The organism is Paenibacillus planticolens, assembly GCF_013141725.1.
GTDB classification, from domain to species: domain Bacteria; phylum Bacillota; class Bacilli; order Paenibacillales; family NBRC-103111; genus Paenibacillus_E; species Paenibacillus_E planticolens.
In genome coordinates this window covers 275,177-299,454 of the sequence record NZ_WHNZ01000007.1, presented here as the reverse complement: position 1 = coordinate 299,454, position 24,278 = coordinate 275,177, and the positions used below count along the sequence as shown (strand labels likewise).

Sequence of the window (24,278 nt, the reverse complement as noted above, 5' to 3'; positions counted from 1 at the left end):
GTAATTGTAGGCATTTCTAATCTCGGTGACGTACTGGGGACACCAAAAGATTTTCAATATCACGATTCTTACTTCGTCGTAATGCATATTGATCCATACGTATATCCTGTGCTGGCTTTGATTACCTTCATGTTATATGCAGTAATTTTTTCGGTTGTTCGACACTTTAAGCGAAAGTAATCCAGTTGTTATTGAGCTGAGACGTCGTTTTTCAGCGTTAACGTAGGCGGAGCGGGTAAAAAGTTGAAGTTAACGCTGTAAAACAAGCTTAAAGTAGGGGGGACAGCCCCTAATCCGTCTCCGCCTGATTTCCCGCGACTGTCCATTATTCATATATGCTCAAGTCGCCGCACAATTTGATAGGTGCTTGGGGCAATTCAATAGTTCGCTTTTATCCAGCCTTCCTTCAGCCGCTCAAGCAAGCAGATCGGTTCGTTCTCGACGATCATGAGCTTCCGCGTGCTTTCCTTCACGAAGCCTTGCTCCATCATATGATCGATCAAGGATATCATCGGTGTGTAGTACTCATTCACGTTTAGCAGAGCACAAGGTTTATTGTGATAGCCGATGTGCGCCCAGGTCAGTACTTCGAAATACTCCTCAAGTGTACCAACCCCGCCAGGAAGTGTGACGAAGGCGTCTGCATGCGCGGCCATCATCGCTTTACGTTCATGCATAGTATCAACGACGTGGAGCTCGGAAAGACGGGGGTGGGCGATCTCGATATCCGAGAGCTTTTTGGGGATCACGCCAATCACCTTTCCACCGGCTTCCATAACTGCGTCCGCCACAGCCCCCATGCAGCCTACCGTTGCTCCCCCGTAGACGAGCGCCCATCCCTGCGCTGCTATGGCTTTCCCCAAATTTCTTGCTTCCTCCATATAGACCGCGTCATTGCCAGTTCCAGATCCGCAAAATACCGCTATCGTTTTCATTGTCTCATCTCCTATTCCATCTTCAAGACTACCGCATTGAAACAGAAGTTTCAACCGCCGAACGGCTAATGACTCTTCGAGGAATGATCAATGAAAGCTTGCAGCTAAAGGACTAATTTCGGTATACATCCATATCCGAATATGCTAATATATCTTGAATTCATATGATAACTAAAAGGAGGACGCAAATTGATTAGTATAGGAACACTTATTGCTTTTGGAATTGTATCGCTTGGGATGGTTTGTTCTCCTGGTCCCAATATGATTTACCTAATTTCGCGCACACTGTCCCAAGGGCGTAAGGCAGGCATAATTTCTTTAATCGGAGTCGTGCTCGGCTTTGTCGTTTATCTTATTGCAACTATGCTGGGGCTGGTCGCGATCTTTAATACGGTACCGGTTATTTATAGCATAATGAAGTGGGCTGGTGCGGCATACTTGCTTTGGCTTGCATGGAAGACAATCAAACCCGGGTCAGCTTCTTTGCTTGAACCAGTCGCTCTAAAGGCTGAACGGCCAAAAAAGCTGTTTATGATGGGTTTTATAACCAATTTGCTTAATCCTAAAATCGCTGTACTGTATATATCGCTTTTACCTCAGTTTCAGAATCCTGAAAATGGCTCCTTGCTGGAACAAAGCATTATCTTGGGATTGACGCAAATCTTAATCAGCTTTACTGTGAATCTGCTTATTGTTCTTACTACAAGTAAGATTGTAGGTTGGTTTGGCAAACGTCCGAAATGGCTAAAAGCACAGCGTTGGATCATGTCCGGGGTCTTGACAGGACTTGCCGTTAAACTGGCTGTCCAGCGTCGGTAGTATTATGTCGTGTTCTGTTAGCGGAAGGGAAGAATTCGGACATCTCCAGGCGATTATTTTGATGGGATATGCAATGATTGAATTAACGGAAAAGAGATCACATCTTAAAATAAGTTTAGCTTAATAAACAACTAAGACGCGGCTGCCGGTATGAATCGGCAGCCGCGTTGCTTTGAAATTCATCTTACAATTTTCAACTATGTTCTTGGTATAGAATGTGATATTCTTAATAAAGAATCAAAAGGAGGTATAAGGGTGAAAAGTATTATAATGGGAAAAATTTGCGTTTGTTTGCTGTTGCTATTGTCGATTTTTGGATTTTTAACCGTAGAAACTACACAAGCTGCCACCAACAATATCACTGATAGCAGTGTCACCAGCAACGTTTATAGCTCATTGAACATGAATCAGGACGAGGAGCGTCATGGTGTAATTACGGATGAAAACGGTTACCCAGTTCCTGGATTGTCGATCACATTCGCACTGAACTCTCAATATTATGGATATGCCATAACGGATTCAAACGGATATTTTACAGTGCCCAGTTCAATAAATGAGTTCGTTGATACCTTTATGATTTTCACCATGAAGGGCATTACTGTCGTTAAACCAACGTATGGGAGCGACCTCAATTCATACAACTTTAAGTTCCCCTCGAATCTTGATAAAGCAGAAGGTATCGTAACCCTACATGGAGGAGTTCCAGTGCCGGGAATTCAGGTAGAAGTTCATTACGGTACAAGATACACATTGAACACAGGAGTTACAGATCAAAATGGAAAGTATTCCATTCCCTTTGTCAATTATGCTATGGATAACTTCCCTGTCTACGTCACTCTGGGAGAAATTGATCCTTTTTATACTCAGCCTGTAAAAGATGGTTTCTTCTCTGTTTCTTCGCCATCTGGGAACATGGTATGCGGATATGTGTGGCCTGCGCAAGCAGATGCTACTGTAGAACTTGTAGGAGTAGGGACCACGAAAGTAAACTATTTTGGCCAGTTTGCATTTTATAACGTTAATCAAGGTAACAATACATTGAAAATTACACCCGATGCGCAATTTAAACCTGTACAGGTTGATCACGTTAATCCTGGGAGCTGTATTAATGTTGAGCTCTCCGAAAAAGACAATAAAGCTCCGGTTGTTCATGCAACAGCGGACCGAGCCCCTGATGTAAATGGTTGGTACAATCATGATGTAACGGTTACTTTTACGGCCACAGATGATGATGATACACCTATTCAGTTCATTTCCAGCCCGATCGTCGTCACCACTGACGGTGCCAACCAATATATTTCAGGATATGCTACGGATTCACTTGGATTAAGCGGAGAGGCCGGCATCACCATTAATATGGATAAGTCCCCTCCGATTACTACAGTCGCTCCGGGAACTCCAACGATTTCAAATACGGATATACCGATTAACCTGATAGCGAATGATTTTTATACAGGTGTCAGTGAAACAGTGTATCGAGTCAACGAAGGTTCATGGCAAAAATACACAGGAACGATTGTTCTCAAGAACGCCGGTGCCTACAAATTGGAATACCGAAGTACAGACGGGGTGGGCAACATTGAAGCAATCAAATCGACGATTTTCATCATTGATAAAGTCGCGCCTGTCACAATGTATCGATTAGATCCGCTCACTGAAAAGGATTCAAAAGGAAATACTTATATTAAGGGATTCATGCTCACGCTTCAAGCAGCGGATAATGGCGGTGGTTCTGGCGTGAAAGCAACGCAATATCGAATAAACGGTGGCCTTTGGTTCCCGTATACAGGTCCGTTCACGATTTATGCGGGGACAACGCATCTCGTTGAATACTTCAGTACAGATCAAGCGGGAAATGCAGAGAGTCCAATTAACAAGATGGATTTTGATAAAGGGATATTTACTGGCGCAGGTAAATTTTGAGAATAAGTGAAGTTAACCTAAATAAACGAGGTGGAAGACTTGAATAATAATGGTGAACAGAAAAAAAGAATTTGGGAGAAACCAAAATTAGAAGTTTTATTTGTTCGAGAGACGGCCTATTGGGAATTTAGATGGAATGAAAAAACTGGCTTTTGGGAAAATGTATGGGTTAATGAAAGTTGAATTTATCGAGTACCTGAAGGCAGCCGGCACAAGTTCGGCTGTCTTTGTCGTAACGGACAGTTTAGTTATAATTGTTCTCTATAAGAAATGCCTTGCAGGTTTTTGTTATGATAGGGGAGCAGCCTCCATAACTAACGGGCAAAAATCTGCAATTGAGCGAGGAATGAAACTTATTGACTCAGGAAGAAGTGTTAAATGGCGGTAATGTAAATCGCATCGTGCGAATGTCCAAGATTTCTCGGAATCGATGACGCTGGATGTGAAATATTGACATATATTTCGGGGGAGGTTCCTGGTAACAAATATCCAAAACTTGAACCTTATATGTGGTCAGACGAAACTCTTATGGGATTGGCACGCCTTTTGCGTCGGTTCCATGATTCGAGTCAAGAGCTCACTTTAAATACAGAAGACAGATGGCAGCTAAGCTATGCCGATGATGCCGAACACGAAGTTATCTGTCATAATGACGCAGCGTTATATAATATTGTCTTTCAAAATGGGGCTCCTGTGGCACTGATTGATTTTGATATGGCAGGTCCAGGTCCACGTATGTGGGATATTGCGTACACGATTTACACATCGATTCCTCTTGCAAGTTTCGCACCTGACCCTTTTTCTGGAACAACGGTAGCATACCAAAATGAAATTCACGCCGCAGAACGTCGTCGGCGAATTCATTTATTTTTTGAATCTTATGGAATCCTCGTCCCAAATAATTTGCAACAGTGGATTCTTCAACGTTTGATAGTCTTGTGTGATACTTTGAGAAATGGCGCCGCCGCCGGAAACCCTGCCTTTCAAAAAATGGTTAACGATGGCCACCTGGCGCACTATGAGAAAGAGATTCTTTTTGTAACAGATCGTTTCAAAGAATGGGTGTAGAATCGAAATTAATTCTGAAGGGTGCTGAGAATGCTTCTCTTTTAAACGACAGGAAAGTAGAGGATGAAAGAAAATGCATATTGGAATAGATTTAGACAATACAGTTCTTGATGCCACTTCGTCGTATTTGCATTTTTTGTAATAAAGCTTCTGGTTTATCATTCACTCCTGAAGATGTTAACGATTTTTATTTTTATCGTCTGTATGGGTGGGATAATACGGAGCGTGAAAAAATTTATCATCAATACGGCCACGAGATTCATTGGAGCTCAAAGCCTTTTCCTATGGCAGTGGAAGTATTACAGGAATTATTTAAAAGTCATCAAATATCAATTATTACTGCTCGTCCGTTACTTTTTCGTGATGTTACAATTGATTGGCTTAAACAAAATGGGATTAGATACCATAATCTATTTTTTACTGAGAATAAGCTCCAAGAATGTATAGATTCCGAGATCAATGTGTTAATTGATGATGCCCCCCATTATGCAAAAGAATTTGCCGATAAGAACATTCCAGTAATATTGTTTGAACAGCCGTATAATATTTGCCTGAACATTGATTTAGTTTATTGTGCTTCTAATTGGGTTGAGGTAAACAGACGGATCATTGATTTAGAAGAGGCATTGAACTAACGGAGAATGCGCGTAGGTTTTTCTGGAAACCGGTGAATGTATTTATAGACTTTACGATGTTATACCCGGTGCGTAAAAAATAGAGGTTTTAATTTTGAAATAATACATAAAAAAGCAACTTGTTGTAAATATTACAAATGTGCTGTTTTCAAGTACAAATAATATTTAATAAGGAGTCATATATGACCAGCCAACAATCCAATCAAGCAAACAATCAAGCTAGTAATGCAGTATCACAGTCTCAACTAGCCAGCACTCAAGGAGCCACTTCAGCTGAAAATGGTGCAGGAACACAAGCTCAAACTGCAGATACTTTGAAAAGTTCCAAGCAAGAGCAAGAAGAGGAGTAAGGTTATTTTCTGGAAAAATGAAAAGTTAAGAATGAAAGAAGCCGTCGATTCAGTATCGACGGCTTCTTTCAAATGTATGGTGAAATTTTAGGTTTGGACCCGAAGAGTATCCATGAGCCTTTTATATATTTTTGAGCCAAAGCCACAATCCCCCATGAGAAGAGTAATGTGAAGGCATAGCCTATGGCGATGTATAGATAGTAAGCGGCCGGGGTGTAGCTGACTGGCAATCGGAAATAATAGAAAAGAATAGCTGCATGTATGATATAGACTCCGAAAGAAGCGACGCCAAGATTGATAATCGTATTGATGAGCCTAGTATTTAATTTTTGATACAAGAAGATTGAGATTTGAAGCAAAATCAACGGTGAAGTAAACGTATGGAAGAACCAGTAGCACTCGTATATTAATGCGTTTGCGCTGAAATCATTCACACGAGTTTGATACCATAGATTCACATCTCCGAAGCTCGATGCGATCCATAAAGTCCATAGAGGAATCCAGAGCAGTACTTTTTTGGAAAGCAGATTGGTCCACGTGACGGTAATCCATTCTTTAAACGTATGATAATAGATTCCACAAAATGCGCCCATAAAGTAATAGGAGCTATAACTGATTGCCAGCTGTCCTTTATCCTCGTAATGCATGTAATAATGGTTATATAGCACAAATGCCCACTGAATCACGAATCCGATCCAGATTAAATGTTTGGTTACCCGAGGGTTTCTTTGCAGAAACCACAATAAAATGGGAAACAGGATGTAAAACTGGGCACTGATAAAAACAAAATAAAGATGATAGAAAGATTTACCGTATAAGACCATTGGAGAAAATTTGTTAAGGAGGCATTTTGAGAAAACTGCTCCCACGTTTCTCCGAACGAATAATAAATCTGAATAACGTAATAGAATGCCGAGAATATGAGATAAGGCAACAAAATATATAAGAAGCGCCGCTGATAAAACCGGACGATTAATTTTCCATTCAAAGGTCGATCATAATAACTGTAAAACAATACAAGCGCGCTTAAGAAAATAAATGTCGGCGTTCCAAATTTGTTAAAGACGTTTAAAAAATTAAAATAAAAAAACATCGAAGAGGTTTTATCTACAATTTCTCCGACCGGAATCGAAGAGACATGAACAAACATGACGCCGAGAATGGCAAGTGCTCGAACGATATAAATGATATTTAGCTGTTCTTTTGTCTTTGTTTCGGCAGCTACCCCATCAGAGTAAACCTCCTTTTTTCTTGCTGATATAAGCCAAGTATAAGAAGTATTTATGAATAAACTATGAATTTGGCCTTAAAGCTCGCTAAATGTCCGATCACAGCCAAGTAAAACAAAAAACCTCGCCAATACAAAAGGCAAGGTGGTTTTGATTCTGCTGCGCTTACATTGTCAGCCAATTTAATATCCCATTTCCTTTAAAAATGCTGAAACGTGCGCCGATTGATTATTATAGCAAAAGCTTCCCTTTTCCCCGCTTGACTTTGTGAGATAGTATCTAAGATAATTTATCAATAGATTAATCTTTCATCAAAGTATAAATATGGAGGCGGAGTAATGCTAAACAAAATTGTGCCTTATCAAGAACATTTTCATGATAAGTTAATAGATATTTGGTACCAGGCTGTGTGTCAGACACATACATTTTTGACGGATGAGGATATTGAATTTTATCATCAAATGCTTCAAAACGGAGCACTAAAGCAAGTTGAGATTTGGTTGGAATTGAACGAAAATGAAGAGCCGGCAGGGTTTATTGGGCTTGACGGGACAAAGATAGAGATGCTTTTCGTAGACCCCAAATATCATGGAAAGGGCATAGGCAGTCGACTAATCAAACATATCGAAAACATCAAAGGCAGCAATCTCCAAGTTGATGTGAATGAGCAAAATGATGGAGCGTTCGCATTCTATAAACGGATTGGTTTTGTACAGGTAGGACGATCGGAACTAGACAGTTCAGGACGGCCTTTTCCTTTACTACATCTCGTATTAAAAAATCACGCTTAAATCATAACCTAGCATAACGCAGCCCTCATCTTTTCGAAAAGGTGGGGGCTATTTATCGTTTGCTTTTGTCGGCTCATGCTTGTAGAAATTGTTCTGCTGAGAAGTCTCTTTGCGATGCGGATGGCTGTCGTGCAGCAGCTTGTATTGTGTTGGCGTGCATTTCTTATATATTTTGAAAGCCCTATTGAAAGTGGAGAGACTACCGAAGCCCGACCGCATGGCGACTTCCGTCACCGACATGTTCGGATCGATCAGCAGCTTCTCCGCATACATGATGCGATTCTGGTTGAGGTAATCGTAATAGGATATGCCGATGAACTGCTTGAACAAGCGGGTGAAGTGGAACTTGCTGAAACCGGCTAATTCGGCAAGCTCGTCAACCCGGATATCCTCGGTGCAATGTTCGTTCATGTAGTTGCACACTTTCAGGAATGTGTCGATGTTCTTATGATACTTCTGGCTCTTCGTTCGCGGGACACGGTGCTCGCCATGGATGACGTTCCTGCCGATGAGCACGAAGAACTGGATGAGCAGGGCGTATGCAGCAGCTTCTTTCAACAGGGAACGGCTGAAATATTCGTTCATCAGATCTATCAGCGGTTTCCGCAGCGTCTGTCCGAGCGTTTTGTTCTGATCGGCGGCAATGATACAGCATGGGCGCAGCAGATGAAAGGTCGAGTCGAATCCCTTGAGGCTGTAAAGCAGAGAATAGTCGAATTGCAAAATAATCCGTTCCCCGGTATTCGGCGCGTAGATTTCATGCAGCTCTCCCGGGGGGATCACGATAATATCGCCCGGATTCAGCACAAACTTCACATCATTCACGATGACTGTATAAATATTTTCTAACGGCATAATGATTTCTGCGGCGGTATGCCAATGCACCGGGTAGTTTTCGATTTCATGGTTGATATACAACCGGATGCCGAAATGCTCGTCATACGATACGGTTTCCTTCGTTCCGTTAAGAACTTTAATCATAGTTGTCCAACCCTTTCCCTGGAAAATCCACCATGCCTTTAGGAGGAAAATCGCAATATTTGAGAAGTATAAAGCAAGATTTACGAAGAATGTTTCTATGCGAACAACTATAATAATACCAATGAAACCGCATTCATGAGCACGTATTTTGTCGATAACCCATAATCTTCTTTGCAATAAACCGCGGAATTCTTAAATATATGAAAGGAGGAGGGGGCTGCTCCAGTGAGCAAATGAACAAGAATGGCTCCGCAATCGCCCGGACAACAATTGAAGCTTTCGCAAATCATGCACACCATCCCGGGAAAGCGAGAAATTCCCTTTAAAAACAACTGATAAAGGAGGCTATATCCATTATGCGATTTTTGAAACGGTACCTTTCTCTAGTACTCATCGTTACATTGGTTTTCTCATTCGCGATCTCCGCAACGGCTGCCGTGAATGATCCCATTCCCAAAACGCAGGTTACTCCCGCTGGACTGAATTATGATCAATACCCGTCGCTGAAGGACGTTTACAAGGATTACTTCATGATCGGTACGGTCGGAGCTTTGACTGGCCCCAGGTCAGGCCTCATCGGTTACCATTTCAACGCATATACGCCCGAAAATGAAATGAAACCCCAAAGTGTGCAGAACGTAAAAGGCACGTTTACTTTTAACACTTTGAACAATTTGCTGAGAAATGTTACCGCTTTGTCCGGCGATATGAAACTGATCGGACATACGCTCGCTTGGCATTCGCAGACGCCTAACTGGATGTGGGACGCTCCAAATTTCGATCGGGCGACCGCCCTGGGCAATCTCAATGCTCATATCGATCGTATTCTCGGCGAATACGGCGAACGGCTTTACAGCATTGACGTGGTCAACGAAGCCATCGGCACCGCAAACCCGACCAATTGGAAAGCATCCTTGGATAAAGGGGAGGGCTGGACCCTGGCTCTTGGCTGGGAATGGGTTGAACTCGCTTTCGTAAGGGCGGCAAAGGTCATTGACGACAATGGCTGGAACACCAAGTTGTACTACAATGACTTCGGCCTAGACAGTGCAGCCAAGGCCCAGACGGTCTACGCGATGGTCAAAGACATCAATGAAAGATACGCCGGCACACGTCCGAACGGCAAACCTTTGATTGAAGGCATTGGCATGCAGGGGCACTACAACAGCAGCACAAAGCCTGAGAATGTAGAGACGTCCATTAAACTGTTCGCTACCCTGCCCGGCGTTAGCGTAAGTGTCACCGAGTTGGATATCGAATGGCCGAATTTGGGTTCGCTTACTACGGAACAGGCCGTGGCGCAGGGCCAAAAGTATGCGCAGTTGTTTCAAATCTACAGGAATTACGCTGCGGGTCCGGCGAATAAGACGGCAAACCCGAAGGTCGTCGAGCGCGTGACGTTCTGGGGCACAAATGATGCGGATAGTTGGAAACGCGAAGGATATCCGCTGCTTTTCAACGCGCCCAACGGGACAAGCATAACCGCCAAGGAAGCGCTGGTGGCAGTATTGGCACCCGACACCTATCTCGAAATGAATCCCGTCGTAATTAAGCCGGAGCCGGAGCAGAATAAGCCGATCAACGGAGTTTATGTATACAATACAAGTAAAGGAGACTCCTGGTCCGGTGCGAACCTCATCTTGGGCAATAACGCTAACGTGTGGCCTTGGTCGACAGCGGGCGCGGACGGGAAAGTGGCCTTTACCCCTGAGAAGGATGCTACATATCGTATCGCCGTCAACTACACATCGATGGGCACAAATGCCATACGTGTGCGTTGGCTTAAAGATGAATCCAATAGCGGCTACACCGCCCAAGACGGCCAAGTCGTCAGCACTCCACCGTATAACTCTTCTTTAAATCCTAGCCAAGTGGCTACTAGAATTCCTGCCTATTTTAACAACGGCATGTCTACTGGCAACAGTTATACGCTAATCACTGAAATCAAGCTGGACAGTTCCCAGGCTGCGGGCGGCCTGATTGGCAACATCGCCATTCGCGGAGGAGCCGGCGGCAACAGCTTTTCGATCAATGAGATCAAAGTCGAGAAGGTAGGGTCTGATGGCAAGGAAGATAAGCTGCTGGTCAATTGGCCGGTGGGAATTAAAGAGCCGGAACCTGAAGAACCCGTCATCGTAATCCCTCCTGCGGGCCAGACTTATGAAGCGTACCCACCGCTGAAGGGCGTTTATAAGGATTACTTCACCATGGGTATTTTCGGCGCGGGCGAGAACAATGCCCTGATCCACAATTTCGCCGCGTATACGCCCGGCAATGAGATGAAGCCAGAAAGCACGCAAAACGTAAAAGGCACCTTTACGTACAACAGCGTGAACAATGCGTTCTACAATCTTACCAGCAAGAACCCGAACATGCTATTCTACGGGCACACACTGGCATGGCATTCGCAATCACCTACGTGGATGTGGGATGCGCCGCCGGCTAGATACGGACAGCCGGGTACATTCGACAAGGCAACCGCATTGGCCAATCTCAATAATCATATCGAGAATGTACTCGGGAACTTCGGCGGACGTCTTAAAGGCATAGACGTGGTTAATGAAGCCGTTGGCACCGCAAACCCGAACGACTGGAAAGCCTCTTTGGCTAAAGGGGAAGGCTGGTACATGGCGCTCGGTTGGGAGTGGGTTGAGCTCGCCTTCCTGAAAGCGGCCAGCGTGGTTGACAGTCACCCTGAATGGGAAAGCAAGCTGATCTACAACGACTTCGGTCTTGATTCACCGAGCAAAGCTCGTGTTGTCTACGAGATGGTCAAGAGCATCAACGAACGTTATGCGGGCGTTCGCCCGAACGGCAAACCCTTGATTGAAGTCATCGGCATGCAGGCGCACTACAATCTCACTACGAGCGCCGCGAATGTCGAGAACTCCATTAAGCTGTTCGCGACGCTCCCCGGCGTCAGCATCAACATTACCGAGATGGATATCGGCAGCCCTCCAGTGGGCGTCCTCACCCCGGTGAATGAGAACAACCAGGCCGTGAAGTTCGCCGAGTTGTTCCAGATTTACAGAAAGTACGCCGCGGGTCCAGCCAACAAGACGAACAATCCGAAAGTCATCGACCGCGTGAGCATTTGCGGCGTGAGAGATGCCACTACAGGCTGGCGTGCCGGCGAATTCGCGCTGCTGTTCACCTCCAACGGATTGGCAAAACAAGCGTTGGTGGCGGTTCTGGATCCCAATGCGTTTCTTGAGACGCATAAATACATTGAGCCGGAGACAGAGCCGGAGCAAAAGCCCGTTGACGGCGTCTATGTCTATGACGCGGGCAAAGGAGATGCTTGGACCGGCGCGAATATCATCCTGGGCAATAACGCCAACGCGTGGCCTTGGTCGACGGCGGGTGCCGACGGCAAAGTGGCCTTCACCCCGGAGAAGGACGCGAAATACCGTCTCACGTTCAACTACACCGCGAAAGGTACGACTGCCCTTCGTATACGTTGGATCAAAGACGACTCAAACGGCAACTACACGGATGCCGATGGAGCGGTTGTCAACAGCTACCAGTATTCAGCCAGCCAAGTAGCTACTACGATACCTGCGTACTTCAACAGCGGAATGGTGAATATGGGGAGCTACACCTTAACTACTGAAATCAAATTGGATGGTTCCCAGCCTGCCAATGGCTTATTGGGCAACATCGCCATCCGAGGCGGCGGTGGCGGCAACGCCTACTCGATCAACTGGATCAAAGTGGAAAAGATCGGTACTGGCGGCGCGGCCGATAAACTTATGGTCAGTTGGCCGAAGGAGGGGGACGCAACCAAGCATAAAATCACTGCGACAGCGGGAACAGGCGGTACGATTACTCCGTCCGGCGAGGTCGAAGTCGTTTCTGGTGCGAGCCAAACCTTTACGATTACGGCCAACAGCAACTATTCGATTGCCAATGTGCTTGTGGATGGGGTCAGCGTAGGCGCGGTAAGCACTTATACCATCAATCAGGTAAAGGAAGACCATACGATTGCTGTTACGTTCAGCTACAATGGAGGTGCTGTATTAACCGGCACAGACCATGTAATGGCTGGCGAATCCTTCAACCTTGTCTATGGTTTGGGCCATATGAAGGGCAGCGTGCTGGCTCAAGATGTTACAATCACATTCGATGCCGATAAACTGGAGCTTGCTTCACCGCCAGTCTCGGTAGACGAAGGAAAGTTTCTCGTCGTTGGCTACAAGGCAGATCCGGCCGGTACGCTCCGTATTCTTGGCGTGCATCTTGGCGAGTGGCAATCCAATCCGAATGCAGGTCTAATCACATTGTCATTCAAAGCAAAAGGCAATGCGCAAACCGGCTCGACCGACATTAAGGTCACGAGATTGGTGACGGCAGACGGTACAGAAGCGGAAACCGTGCAATCCGGCGCTGTACACACCGTTCAAATTGCCGCCATGGACAAGACAGCTTTGAATGCGCTCATTGCCGAGGCGCAAAATGCGCATGATCAAGCGGTTGAAGGCAAATTGATCGGACAATATCCGGCAGGTTCCAAAGCAACGCTGCAAGCAGCCATTAATGCGGCAGTAGAAGTTGCGAACAATCCGGCTGCCAGCCAGACTCAGATTGACTCGGCTGCTTCGCAGTTGAATGCCGCTTTACTCGCCTTCAAGGTTTCCGTCATCGTTAATATTCCTGGCGATCATAACAACGACGGCAAAGTCAGTGTCGGCGACTTGGCCGTTATGGCCAAGGCATACGGCATCACTTCGGCAGATGCAGAATGGGATCAAGTAAAACACTTCGACCTGAATGGCGACAACCAAATCGATATTCTAGATCTGGTTATGCTTGCACGGATGATTTTTGAGTGGTAATCCCAAAACGAATTACTCTTGAGCAGTGTTGCGGAAGAGGGTGCCCCAAAAGTAAGGATTAATGACTTTTAGGACAGGGCTGCCTTTCAGAAAAAAAGAGCAAAGGAGTTAAGCGGCTTTCATGCGCTTAACTCCTTTGCTTTTTGCGTCTACTGCCGCTTTCTTTAGCAAAAAATGAGAGGGTGTCCTGTCCCCAGTCATTTCCGTGACTTATGGGACAATCTCTTCGTTATAGTTATGCTTTGTGCTAAAAATAAGGGGAAAATTCCCTCTAATTTCACTGCAGAAGCCTGTCGGATCCATTTAACTGGAAAAAACTCCCTCTATTTGGGCCGGATTCGTAGGAATCTACGAAATCCGGTCAAATTAAGGGGATTTTATCCTTTTATTTTCCCGCGAGGTCATCTTTCGAGCAAATTAGAGGGAAATTATCCCGTTAACTTGCTTCGCCTTCTTTGGAAAGTTTATGGGACAGCCTCTTTCTTTATTTTCGTAATTTTCATCTTTACATAGGAACATACATTCGATTATTATAGAGGTGGGTGTATTTTCCATAATGGGAGGGTTCATTATTCATACTTACCAAGTCAACGTTCTAACAAGAGAAGCGATTAAGCTAATTGGTTTTTCAATAATCGATAGTCTCAACAACGTTATTGAAACGAAGATTGGCGGAATACTCCGTGAGGAATTACAGAAACGAGCCCTTGAAATACAAGGCAGGATAGGGTCAGGGATGTATTTAATTCAAATATATCCTCATGACGGTCATTGGACTCCCGATGTTCCGTATCAGCATGTCATTGCCTATGAAGTGGAATCTTTCAACGAGGTTCCAAACGATATGATTACATACACTTTATCTGCTGGACGTTTTATCAAAATTGTACATGAAGGCCCAGAATCGCAAATTGGTATCACATATGAGTTCATCAATAACACGTATGGAGGCAGGCATATCGATATTGAATTTTGGAACGATATTCATACATTAGAAAACGTAGATAATCAAATTGATATTTATATACCGTCAAAATAAGTGATTTTTTTATGCGGATAATTTTTCAAATACCCGATGGATATCAAATAGGGTTAAACCCCACTTAAATCCTGTCGAGATAAATAATAATGTCCATTTAAAAGTTGCATGAATCATATTTAAGCCAAATATTTTCACAATGAAAAGAGGATGCCGAATGGCATCCTCTTCCTTTTAAATCATATTTGATATTCGTGTATTGCTGGTATTTAAACTTCAGAGGGAGACTTTCTTAACGGGATTTGAACGTGGCGCCGCATGATTCGCGGACTACGAGTTCCGGAGAGTGATTGATGGTAATCGTCTCGTCCGAGCCGTTAATCGCGCTGATCAACTGCAGCACGGCCATTCGCCCCAAATACTCGTTATGCTGATCCATCGAAGTCAGACGCGGAATACTGTATTCGCTCAGCGGAAATTGATCGCAACTCGCGATGGCGATCTGCTCGGGGCAGTGCAGCCCGCGATCCTTCAGGGCGCGAACCGCACCGAGCGCTACCATATCGTTATGGGCAATGAGTGCCGACGGCAGGTTGTCCGGGTTGGCATCGAGCAATTGAGTCATCGCGGCATAACCGTCCGGTGCGTAATAGTCCGAGGTCACGATGTAGGGGGCATAGACAGTTTGTCTGAGCGAGCTCATCGCCTGTGAGAACGCCTCGATCCGGGAAGAGGTGATGCGAATGCCGGGCTCTCCTCCAATGAAGCCAATCTTGTTGTGACCGAGTGCGATGAAGTGGTGCACAATGGATGTAACGCCTTGCTTAAGATTTCTCTCGACGAACAGGCATTCGCATCCTTCAATTCGGCTGCCGACGATGACGACTGGCACGTGCTGATGAAGTTGGTTAAGGGCGAGAATGAATGAAGCCGGGATATCCTCTTTATCAATTTGGCCGCCAAGGATCAGCACGCCATCTACTTGTTTCTCGAGAATGATCTTGAAATAATCTTCTTCTGTGAAGTGCGTATCGAAGCGCTTCGAGTCACGAGAGAACATCGTGTTAAACATGAGAGTGGCGTACATGTTTTTCAAGGCGAAACTCTCGATTTCAAGAAATAACGAGGCGAAATAAGGATTCGTAATATCCGGAAGAAGAACTCCGATGTTTTTTGTCGTTTGATTGATCATCCCCCTGGCGAATACACTAGGCGTATAATTATACTCGTCAATGATCTGTTGGATACGCTCTCGCTTCTTCTGTGAAACAGAGGGACTATTGTTCAGCACGCGCGATACGGTGGATACGGATACGCCGCTTTTTTGGGCGATTTCTGTAATTGTGATCTTGCTCTTCAATATGTCACTTCCTTTTGCTAACCTAGGCACTAGTTAAATTTTAGCGCAACTTGTCAAACGACGCAATAGATATTTGGTAACGATACCAAAATTTAATGTTCAACAAGAATTGGTGGTGAAATTTCATTTTATCAATAAAACATAGGTTGACAGCGTTATCATCACCTGATAAGCTTTCACTTGTAACCGGTTTACACAATTATTTTTGGTAACGTTACCAAATTGTCAGGGGATGTTTTCGATGGAAAAACAGTTTTCAGGATCGGTTATTGCAGTCGATCTGGGAGGTACCAGCATTCTGTTAGGGGAGGTCACGTTAGAGGGAGAGGTCATTCGAACGAAATCCTATCCAAGCGATACGACGAGCCAAGCAATCGCGCTGCAGAGTATTATCAATGCGATAGCGGACTACATGAAGACCTCTCCGTTCCGTTCGGAACCGGTGGCAATCGGCATTGGGGTCGTCGGCCGTGTTGATGTGAAGCGAGGCGTATGGTTAGAGATCGAGCCGGGAAAATCCGAAGAGACCGACGTTAAGGCAATCATCGAGTCAACGTTCGGAATCCGTTGCGGTATCGAGAACGACGTTGCTTGTGCAACGAAGGCTGAACAGCGATTCGGATGGGGAGAACAGTCCGAGAATTTCATCTACTTGAATATCGGCACTGGAATCGCAGCAGGATTCATTGTGGATGGACATTACGTGAGCGGCGCGAGTCTAAACTCGGGCGAAGTCGGCCATATGGTTGTCGATCTGCACAGCGATGTGGTCTGCGGCTGCGGTCGCAGAGGATGCGTAGAACGGATCGCTTCGGGTCTTGGCCTTCATGAGAGGATATTGGCGTTGAGGAGCCAATTCCCGAATTCGTCTCTTGCTGTTCGTGACGGCGAACGCGTAACTGCGCAAGCCATTTTCGCTGCGGCGGAAAGCGGAGACGAGCTCTGCGCACGCGTCTGCGAAGAAGCGGCCAGCGCCACGGCAGCGCTCGTCATGAACCTTGTGCGTGTCAGCGATCCCGATACGATCGTTCTTGGTGGCGGCGTTACGAAGAGTGATTATTTTGTCCGCAGAGTCAAATCGTATTTGAATCCGAAAACGATGCGGTTCGTTGCCAGACCTCTTGTGAAGACGAAGCTGTCTGAGGCCGGACTCGTCGGTGCGGCATTGGCAGGCATGCAAGCGATCGGTATGACCGGGGAGGGGGCTGCGCTATATGGATAAACCTACAATGATGACATACGTTCTGGAGCAGTCGGAGATGGTCGAATCGATCCTCTCACGCTTTCCAGACAATGTGGAGGAATTCGTGGACATCGCGCTCGGTACGTCTGACTGGCTCGTATTCGCCACCGGATCAAGCTATAATGCCGCATTAAGCGCTAAGTATTATGTCGAGAATCGGGCGGACGTCCGGATGGAAATCAAAGAGCCGTTTCATTTTACGCATTATGACCGTATCTCCCCGCATGTTGATCTTGCCATAGGCATCTCGCAGAGCGGTCAGAGCACATCAACGATCGGCGCTTTGGCCCGCATGCGTCAGGAATCCGATATCAGGACAATTGCGATGGCAAGCGATACCGCCAGTGCGATCGCCGGGGTGGCGAATGCGACGACGGACATCGGCTGCGGCAAGGAACGGGTCGGGTACGTGACCAAGGGGTTCACTGCGACGGTGCTCACCTTCATGCTCGCTGGACTCCGCCTTGCCGAGCGCAAAGGAATTGTTTCAAGCGACCAAGTAAGCAGGGAGCTGAAGACATTTCGGAAGTATGGGGCGGCACTGCCTTACATCATATCGGCTACAGAAAATTTCTACGAGCGCTTTAAGGAGGAGTTTACAGGGGCTCCTCGGTTCACGGCGATCGGCAATGGACCGGCCGTTGGCACAGTGAAGGAGATCGAGACGAAGTTCTCTGAAACGGTCAGACTGCCGACGCAAGGGATCGAACTGGAAGCCTTCATGCATGGTCCGTATCTGGAAGTTAATAGGGAGCACCGCATCTTTTTCTTGGAGACGAAGAGCCCTGTCAAGCATCGGCTTGATGCTTTGAGAGCTTATGAATCCGGGGTCACACCGTATACGTACACCATAAAGCTGGGCAATGATACCGATGAACGAACGCTAGCGCTGCCCGTATTGTTGGATGAATACCAAGCTCCTCTGGCGCTCATCGTACCTTTCCAGATCCTTGCTCATCACATCGCAGGCGGACGGGGCATCGATTTGACCTGCCGGATCTACACCGACTTTGGGGTTGCGATGCAGAGCAAGACGCAGCCTGGCGATTATGCTTAACTGTGAAAGCGATTAAAAAAGTGCAATTAATAAAAGGGGGAATCTGCAAGATGAAAAAGTTTTGGGTCCTGGTATTAGCATTACTCCTAGTGCTGTCTGCAACTGCATGTTCAAGCAGCAACAATGAGTCAAGTAAAGGCACCAACAACGAGCCTGGGAATGCCGGGTCGTCTTCGGTGCCGGCTAAGAAAGTCAGCCTGAAGCTCTGGACCATTTGGCCTTCAGGAGATTTCAAACCAATTCGGGATGAGCTAGTAGGAAAATGGAACAAAGACCACCCTGATATTCAAGTGGAAGTAGAGTCCGCCGAGAACGACGCCTATAAAACGAAAGTACAAACTGCAGCAGCGGCTGGTGGACTTCCGGACATTTTCTTTAGTTATGGCGCGGGCTTCTCGAAGCCATTTGTTGATGGAGGAAAGGTTCTCGCTTTGGACGAATACCTGAACGATGGAACAAAGGACAAACTTACAGCCGGTTCACTGGACAATTTAACCTACAACGGTAAAGTTTACGGCTTGCCGTATACCATGTGGCTCGGAACTTTTTTCGTCAATCAAGAACTGTTCGACAAGAATAATATAAAAGTACCAACCACATATACCGAGCTCCTTGAAGCTGTAAAAGCATTCCGTGCCAAAGGAATCGATCCGATGGCGGTAGGCGGCAAGGATCTCTGGACAAGCGAGTTTTATCAAAACATATTCGCACTGCGTGAAGGCGGAACCAAGCTGAATCTCGATGCCTTGAGAGGCAAAGCATCATTTGAAGATGCTGCATTTACCAAAGCGGGTGAGAAGCTTCAGGAATTAGCAAAAGCGGATGCTTTTATGAAAGGCTTTATGGGTTTATCCAGGGATGAATCGGAAGCGGTATTTCTGACAGGTAAAATCCCGATGTACTACAATGGCAGCTGGTTTGCAAAAACATTGGACGCTGCTCCGAATGTTAAAGCCAAAGTTAAGGTTATGAAATTTCCTGTCATTGACGGAGCTGCGGGAACCGAAAATGAATGGGTTGGCGGCGTGCTTGATACATTCATGGTAAGCTCAAAAACCAAATATCCGGAACAAGCCGTTCAATTCTTAAAGTATTTGACTGAAAATCTCTCAAGCGAAGGTTACAAAGCGGGGGCTGGACTGCCTACTTGGAAAACGAAGGTCGACGAGTCGAAAATCGACCCGGTATTAAAAGATGTTCTGGCGGCTTTCAATAAATCAACCGGTGTTGTGCCCTTGTATGATTTGTACCTGGGAGGCAAACAAGGGGAAGCGCATATGAACCTTGTGGCGAAGCTATTGGCAAACAAAATAACACCTCAAGAATTTGGGGTTCAAATGCAGGCATTAGAGAGATAACCATATCCGTGAGGAGGGGAGTATATCGCTCTCCTCCTTTCCCTCAAGGAGGATCTTATCATGGATCGCGTGTTAAGCAACAAGAAAGCGATACTGTTTTTTACATTGCCGGCATTACTGTGGTACGCAGTTATTGTGCTGCTGCCAGTTTTTATCTCCTTCTACTATAGTCTGCTGGATTGGGACGGCGTAGGAAAGGGCGTATTCGTCGGTCTCGAGAATTACGTAACCATGTTTCGTGATGATGATATTTTCAGGCAGTCGTTATGGAATTCCATATTGCTTGCAATCCTCTCTGTGTTTGTACAGCTCCCGATCTCGCTTGTCTTAGCACTCATTCTGGCTGGTTACGTGAAAGGCAACCGTTTCTATCGTACCGTATATTTTATCCCAGTTGTTATGTCCACGGTTGTAATCGGGCAACTCTGGATGAAAATTTATCATCCTTCTTTTGGTCTTCTGAATGGGGTTTTGGGGAGATTAGGGTTGGAATCCTGGCAGGGTGAATGGCTAGGCAACGAGAAAACCGCTTTACTTGCCGCTTTCTTACCTATCGTTTGGCAATATATCGGCTATCACATGCTTCTACTGTTTGCATCGGCAAAGTCCATACCGGAGGATCTTTATGAAGCTGCGCGGATAGATGGAGCAACGGGTGTGAAATCCTCTCTGTATATTACCATTCCGCTAATTAAACCGATGTTGAAATTATCGACGATCTTTGCCGTTATTGGATCATTAAAAACGTTTGATTTCATCTATGTGTTGACGAACGGCGGCCCTATGCATGCAACTGAAGTACCAAGTACGTGGATGTTCAGCAATATTTTTAAGCAGTATCAATACGGATACGGAAGCTCACTTGCGATCATCATCATTCTAGAGTGTTTATTGTTTACAGTTATGATTCAAAAAATGTTTAAAACGGATTAGGGAGTCTTTTCATCGGAAGTTTTGTCGAAAAGACGCTAGACCAATACTTTCGTTTCGGAGGCCTAAATATGACTGTGCAACAGGCAACGATTGCTTCACGACGAAAAAGCGGAATCAGGATCAGCACCTTGATCATGCAGTTTTTTCTCATCGTAATTGCTATTATTCAACTATTTCCTTTGGTATGGCTCTTTCTTTTTTCTTTCAAAGATAACGCAGATATATTCAGTGGAAACGTAATCGGTTTTCCGAAGGTATGGCATTGGGACAATTATAGTTCCTTGTTTACAGACGGCAAACTAGGTCTATATTTCGTCAATAGTGTGATTGTCACATTTGCTACGATGGTACTTACCGCCATCTTGGCGACTATGGCCGCCTATTCATTGTCCAGGTTGAAATGGAAGCTTAGTAAAGTGACACTGACGGTTTTTATGATTGGCCTAATGATTCCTATTCATGCAGCCTTGCTTCCTGTATTTCTTATTCTGAAAACTACGGGTCTTCTGGACACCAGACTAGCGTTGATTCTTCCTTACACCGGGTTCGGATTGTCTCTCGCGATAATTGTCATCGTTAATTTTTTCGTTACACTTCCTCGGGAGCTTGAAGAGTCCGCATTTATTGACGGCAGCGGAATTTATCGTACATTTGCTTTGATCATGATGCCGCTAGTAGCGCCGGCTATCGCAACCGTTTCCATATTTACGTACTTGTCCTCATGGAACGAATTAATGTTCGCTATTACGTTTATCAGCAGTGACAACCTGAAGACTTTGACGGTTGGGATCATGTCGCTGTCAGGGCAACACGCAACTTCTTGGGGACCTATCGGAGCAGGACTGTTCATGTCAACCCTGCCGACGATCGTCCTGTATCTGCTTATGAGTTCCCAGGTAGAGCGCAGCTTAACGACTGGTGCAGTTAAAGGGTGAGCATAAATCCGTAAATAGAAGTTAACAAAGAAACCACTCCAATGTTAGGAGTGGTTTTGTCGTAACTCTAAAAGATCAGTCACCTTTTCGTTTCGAAGCAACCTTTGAGGCCAACTTATTGGTTAAGAATAATGATGGAACGATCATTACAACCATGAGAATACTCGCTGTCAAAAAGCCGGATTGATAAGCAGATGTCAAATGAGAAACATCCGGAGACGCATGATTTATTTGACTTGCGACAATGGTAGCTAATACGGCTGAACCGAAGGCGCCACCGATATTTTGAATAATGCGGGTGGCGATGCTGGCTTGTGGAATCTGCATTTTTGCCAAACCCGTATAGGCATCGCTCATTAATGGAATTGTGACGCCACCTACGCCGATACCGCGAATAAGGAGTATAATGGCAAGGATCCAATAGCTCGTGCTTTGATCAACCCAAATGAATGGAATTGTTCCGACTAGAGAAATGGCAATCGAAATGACTACAACAATTTTGGCACCAATTCGGTCAATCAATTTTCCAATTAAAGGTCTTGCGATCAACATGCCTAATCCCTGAGGAATTAATGATAATGCAGCTAAAATGATGGAATCGTTGCGAACATTTTGAAATAAAAGGGGTAGCAGAAGCATTGGACCATTGGTTGCAATTCCTGCAAGAAATAAGCCGCAGAACGATGCACTAAAGCTTTTAAACTTAAATAAGTTCAGAGGCATAATGACAGTTTTTTCATTCTTAAGTGCATATATCACGTAAATGAACGTTAAAAAGGCGCCAACGAGAATGAATGTTATTGTTTTCGTACTCGTAAAACCCCCCATCTGCGCTGCTTCAGTGATACCATAGATAAAACTAACTGAAATACCCCCGAGTATTAAGATCCCAAACCAGTCAAGCTTTGCTTGTTGATTTGCAGGTGGAAAACTTGGCAGCTTTGTAAATATAAAATATAGCGTGATGAATACAACCGGGACATTGACGAAGAAAATCCAATGCCATGAAAGATAATTCACAAGAACCCCACCAATTACGGGTCCAAGGATTGGTCCAAGAACGATGGGTAAGCCTACGATAGACATTAATCGACCAAGTTTTTCTTGCCCGGCTGCCTGTATCAAAAGCGTTGTTAGCAAGGGAATAATCAAACCAGCACTAAAGCCTTGAATAAGACGAAAAATGATCATACTAGATAAATTCCATGAAAGTCCTGAGGTAATCGAACCGATAAGAAAAACGATTTGTGCGGCCATATACACCTTTTTTCCATCAAATCGCTGAATGAGCCATCCAGAAAAGGGAACAGCTATTCCTGTAGCTAATACATAGCCCGTTACGATCCATTGAATACTATCTAGTGATGTATTGAAAGCCTTAGAAAAATCATTCAGTGCTATGTTCACCATGGTTCCATCCAACATGGGGGCAATAGCCCCGAGGACAAGCACAATTGCAATTGTTAATAATGATCTCGGTATTTTTTCTTCTTCTTTTGTGGCCATTACAAAAGCCCCTTTCTAAATAAGATACAATTTGAACCTTATTCTCATATTGAACTATACATCGATTAGAAACAAGTTGCAATATTTCTTTTTTGGGGATATGTAATTTTTTGGAGTTTTTATAAAAGGTGCAATGTGTATCTTAAATTCATGCTATATTTGACTATATAGAATCTGCGAGGAGCTTTGAAATGCCAAGTATTAGAAAACGAGGGAAAGAGCTTGAAAGCGCAATATTGGAAGCGGCATTTGAAATTTTTCAAACGTCCGGATATCAAGAGATGACCTTTCAAAATGTTGCAAAAAAAGCAAAAACAAGTCGAACGGTATTGTATCGTCAGTATGAGACCCAAATGAACTTACTTCATGCCATGGCTCATTATCGATTAACACAAGTGTTTGGAGAGCACACATTACTTGAACTCATAGAAGATCATGGAAGCTTGCGATCGGATTTGCTTGCAATGTTAAAAATTTATCAACGTTTTTTGATTGCTATTGGACCAGAATTGTTTAGTGCCGTCTTGATTGAAATTAGTCGGAATCAGGATGCATTGAAAGAAATTGGCCTTCATGCGCAAGAAGGAAATGAACAGATTATGAAAAAGATTCATGGATTTGCAGAAAAACGCGGAGAAATAGCAGGGGATCTTACTGTTTTTCAAATGCAGCTGCCTTTTAGCATAATGCGGTATGAATATTTGATTCAAGGTGGAAACTTGACCGAGTCCTATTTGAACCTGTTAGTTGACGAAATGTTACTGCCTATTTACTTGAATAACAAGGGGGCATCCTGTTAGGATGGCCTCAAATATGCCGTTACAGACAGCGCGGAGAAACGCACCACGTTTTTAGTTGACTTATCAACTACTGTAGTATATTCTTTCATGGGATGTGATTGCAAAATGGATTTACTCGATAATATTGCTGTCTTAATTCATGATGTCAAATTAGAAGTAGCTATGTATATGGCTAAAAGTTTAGCTCCGTATGATATTACGCCTGAACAAGCTTTTATCATTATTCTGCTCAATGAGCGAGATGGATTGTCTCAAGGCGAAATTGCTTCCGCTTTAAGAAAAGACAAATCAAGCATTACTCGGATGCTAGTGAGCCTTGAAAATAAAGGATTAATGCACAAAATTACTAGTAGTTATGACCGCCGTTACTATAAAGTATCATTAACAGATAAAGGTAAGAGTTTAGCTGCAAATGTCATACCTTGTATTTCAGGAACTATTGATGTACTTCAAACAGGATTTTCACTTGAAGAAATGAATGAATTACACAGGCTTCTTATGAAAATGCGCGATAATATGAAAAAATGATTTGTACACGCCC

Annotated in this window: 20 protein-coding genes and 1 pseudogene; 16 read left to right on the top strand and 5 right to left on the bottom strand. The window is 44.7% G+C overall.

Annotated elements, in window-relative coordinates:
- Nucleotides 1-377 precede the first annotated feature (377 nt).
- Entirely contained in the window at nucleotides 378-935 is a 558-nt protein-coding gene (locus GC097_RS01885; protein ID WP_171681644.1) for an LOG family protein, read from the bottom strand.
- A 189-nt stretch (nucleotides 936-1,124) separates the two neighbouring features.
- Between GC097_RS01885 and GC097_RS01880 the strand changes: the two genes are divergently transcribed.
- The 6 genes from GC097_RS01880 (at nucleotide 1,125) to GC097_RS01855 (ending at nucleotide 5,730) form a co-directional block, all read left to right on the top strand.
- On the top strand, nucleotides 1,125-1,754 hold the full coding sequence (locus GC097_RS01880; protein WP_171681643.1) for a LysE family translocator: 630 nt from the start codon (nucleotides 1,125-1,127) through the stop codon (nucleotides 1,752-1,754).
- Nucleotides 1,755-2,009: 255 nt separating this feature from the next.
- On the top strand, nucleotides 2,010-3,677 hold the full coding sequence (locus tag GC097_RS01875; protein WP_171681642.1) for an OmpL47-type beta-barrel domain-containing protein: 1,668 nt from the start codon (nucleotides 2,010-2,012) through the stop codon (nucleotides 3,675-3,677).
- A gap of 136 nt (nucleotides 3,678-3,813) precedes the next feature.
- Nucleotides 3,814-4,065, top strand: a complete 252-nt coding sequence (locus tag GC097_RS01870) for a hypothetical protein (protein ID WP_171681641.1) — start codon at nucleotides 3,814-3,816, stop codon at nucleotides 4,063-4,065.
- Between the two features lie 62 nt (nucleotides 4,066-4,127).
- Entirely contained in the window at nucleotides 4,128-4,745 is a 618-nt protein-coding gene (locus tag GC097_RS01865; RefSeq protein ID WP_246293878.1) for a phosphotransferase, read from the top strand.
- Nucleotides 4,746-4,855: 110 nt separating this feature from the next.
- Nucleotides 4,856-5,380: a 5' nucleotidase, NT5C type gene (locus GC097_RS01860; RefSeq protein WP_171681640.1), complete on the top strand. Its 525-nt coding sequence runs from the start codon at nucleotides 4,856-4,858 to the stop codon at nucleotides 5,378-5,380.
- A gap of 182 nt (nucleotides 5,381-5,562) precedes the next feature.
- Entirely contained in the window at nucleotides 5,563-5,730 is a 168-nt protein-coding gene (locus tag GC097_RS01855; protein ID WP_171681639.1) for a hypothetical protein, read from the top strand.
- A 68-nt stretch (nucleotides 5,731-5,798) separates the two neighbouring features.
- Here the strand turns inward: GC097_RS01855 and GC097_RS35165 are convergent.
- Nucleotides 5,799-6,880, bottom strand: a pseudogene (locus GC097_RS35165) (acyltransferase).
- A 417-nt stretch (nucleotides 6,881-7,297) separates the two neighbouring features.
- On the opposite strand from GC097_RS35165, the gene GC097_RS01840 reads away from it, so the two are divergent.
- Nucleotides 7,298-7,750 (top strand): GNAT family N-acetyltransferase, encoded by a 453-nt coding sequence (locus tag GC097_RS01840; RefSeq protein WP_171681636.1) that lies wholly within the window; start codon nucleotides 7,298-7,300, stop codon nucleotides 7,748-7,750.
- 48 nt (nucleotides 7,751-7,798) lie between these two features.
- Here the strand turns inward: GC097_RS01840 and GC097_RS01835 are convergent, their stop codons facing one another.
- Nucleotides 7,799-8,731 (bottom strand): AraC family transcriptional regulator, encoded by a 933-nt coding sequence (locus GC097_RS01835; RefSeq protein WP_171681635.1) that lies wholly within the window; start codon nucleotides 8,729-8,731, stop codon nucleotides 7,799-7,801.
- A gap of 356 nt (nucleotides 8,732-9,087) precedes the next feature.
- Between GC097_RS01835 and GC097_RS01830 the strand changes: the two genes are divergently transcribed.
- Complete coding sequence (locus GC097_RS01830) at nucleotides 9,088-13,566, top strand: endo-1,4-beta-xylanase (protein ID WP_171681634.1); 4,479 nt, start codon at nucleotides 9,088-9,090, stop codon at nucleotides 13,564-13,566.
- A gap of 556 nt (nucleotides 13,567-14,122) precedes the next feature.
- Nucleotides 14,123-14,605 (top strand): GyrI-like domain-containing protein, encoded by a 483-nt coding sequence (locus GC097_RS01825; RefSeq protein ID WP_171681633.1) that lies wholly within the window; start codon nucleotides 14,123-14,125, stop codon nucleotides 14,603-14,605.
- A 232-nt stretch (nucleotides 14,606-14,837) separates the two neighbouring features.
- Here the strand turns inward: GC097_RS01825 and GC097_RS01820 are convergent, their stop codons facing one another.
- Nucleotides 14,838-15,905, bottom strand: coding sequence for a LacI family DNA-binding transcriptional regulator (locus GC097_RS01820; protein ID WP_171681632.1), 1,068 nt, complete (start codon nucleotides 15,903-15,905; stop codon nucleotides 14,838-14,840).
- A gap of 241 nt (nucleotides 15,906-16,146) precedes the next feature.
- Between GC097_RS01820 and GC097_RS01815 the strand changes: the two genes are divergently transcribed.
- The 5 genes from GC097_RS01815 to GC097_RS01795 all read left to right on the top strand — a co-directional run bounded on the left by GC097_RS01815 (nucleotide 16,147) and on the right by GC097_RS01795 (nucleotide 21,431).
- Nucleotides 16,147-17,127, top strand: coding sequence for an ROK family protein (locus GC097_RS01815; protein ID WP_171681631.1), 981 nt, complete (start codon nucleotides 16,147-16,149; stop codon nucleotides 17,125-17,127).
- The gene (locus GC097_RS01810; protein ID WP_171681630.1) at nucleotides 17,120-18,205 is read left to right on the top strand and encodes an SIS domain-containing protein; all 1,086 of its coding nucleotides are present in this window, start codon (nucleotides 17,120-17,122) and stop codon (nucleotides 18,203-18,205) included. Before GC097_RS01815 ends, GC097_RS01810 begins: the two co-directional genes overlap by 8 nt.
- A 50-nt stretch (nucleotides 18,206-18,255) precedes the next feature.
- A complete protein-coding gene (locus tag GC097_RS01805) occupies nucleotides 18,256-19,563 on the top strand; it encodes an extracellular solute-binding protein (RefSeq protein WP_171681629.1) in 1,308 nt (435 codons plus the stop codon).
- Between the two features lie 60 nt (nucleotides 19,564-19,623).
- Nucleotides 19,624-20,496, top strand: coding sequence for a carbohydrate ABC transporter permease (locus GC097_RS01800; RefSeq protein WP_171681628.1), 873 nt, complete (start codon nucleotides 19,624-19,626; stop codon nucleotides 20,494-20,496).
- 68 nt (nucleotides 20,497-20,564) lie between these two features.
- Nucleotides 20,565-21,431, top strand: coding sequence for a carbohydrate ABC transporter permease (locus GC097_RS01795; protein ID WP_171681627.1), 867 nt, complete (start codon nucleotides 20,565-20,567; stop codon nucleotides 21,429-21,431).
- A gap of 75 nt (nucleotides 21,432-21,506) precedes the next feature.
- Here the strand turns inward: GC097_RS01795 and GC097_RS01790 are convergent, their stop codons facing one another.
- Entirely contained in the window at nucleotides 21,507-22,937 is a 1,431-nt protein-coding gene (locus tag GC097_RS01790) for an MDR family MFS transporter (protein WP_171681626.1), read from the bottom strand.
- Nucleotides 22,938-23,128: 191 nt separating this feature from the next.
- Between GC097_RS01790 and GC097_RS01785 the strand changes: the two genes are divergently transcribed.
- The gene (locus GC097_RS01785) at nucleotides 23,129-23,737 is read left to right on the top strand and encodes a TetR/AcrR family transcriptional regulator (RefSeq protein ID WP_171681625.1); all 609 of its coding nucleotides are present in this window, start codon (nucleotides 23,129-23,131) and stop codon (nucleotides 23,735-23,737) included.
- A 105-nt stretch (nucleotides 23,738-23,842) separates the two neighbouring features.
- Nucleotides 23,843-24,265: a MarR family winged helix-turn-helix transcriptional regulator gene (locus GC097_RS01780; protein ID WP_171681624.1), complete on the top strand. Its 423-nt coding sequence runs from the start codon at nucleotides 23,843-23,845 to the stop codon at nucleotides 24,263-24,265.
- Nucleotides 24,266-24,278 lie beyond the last annotated feature (13 nt).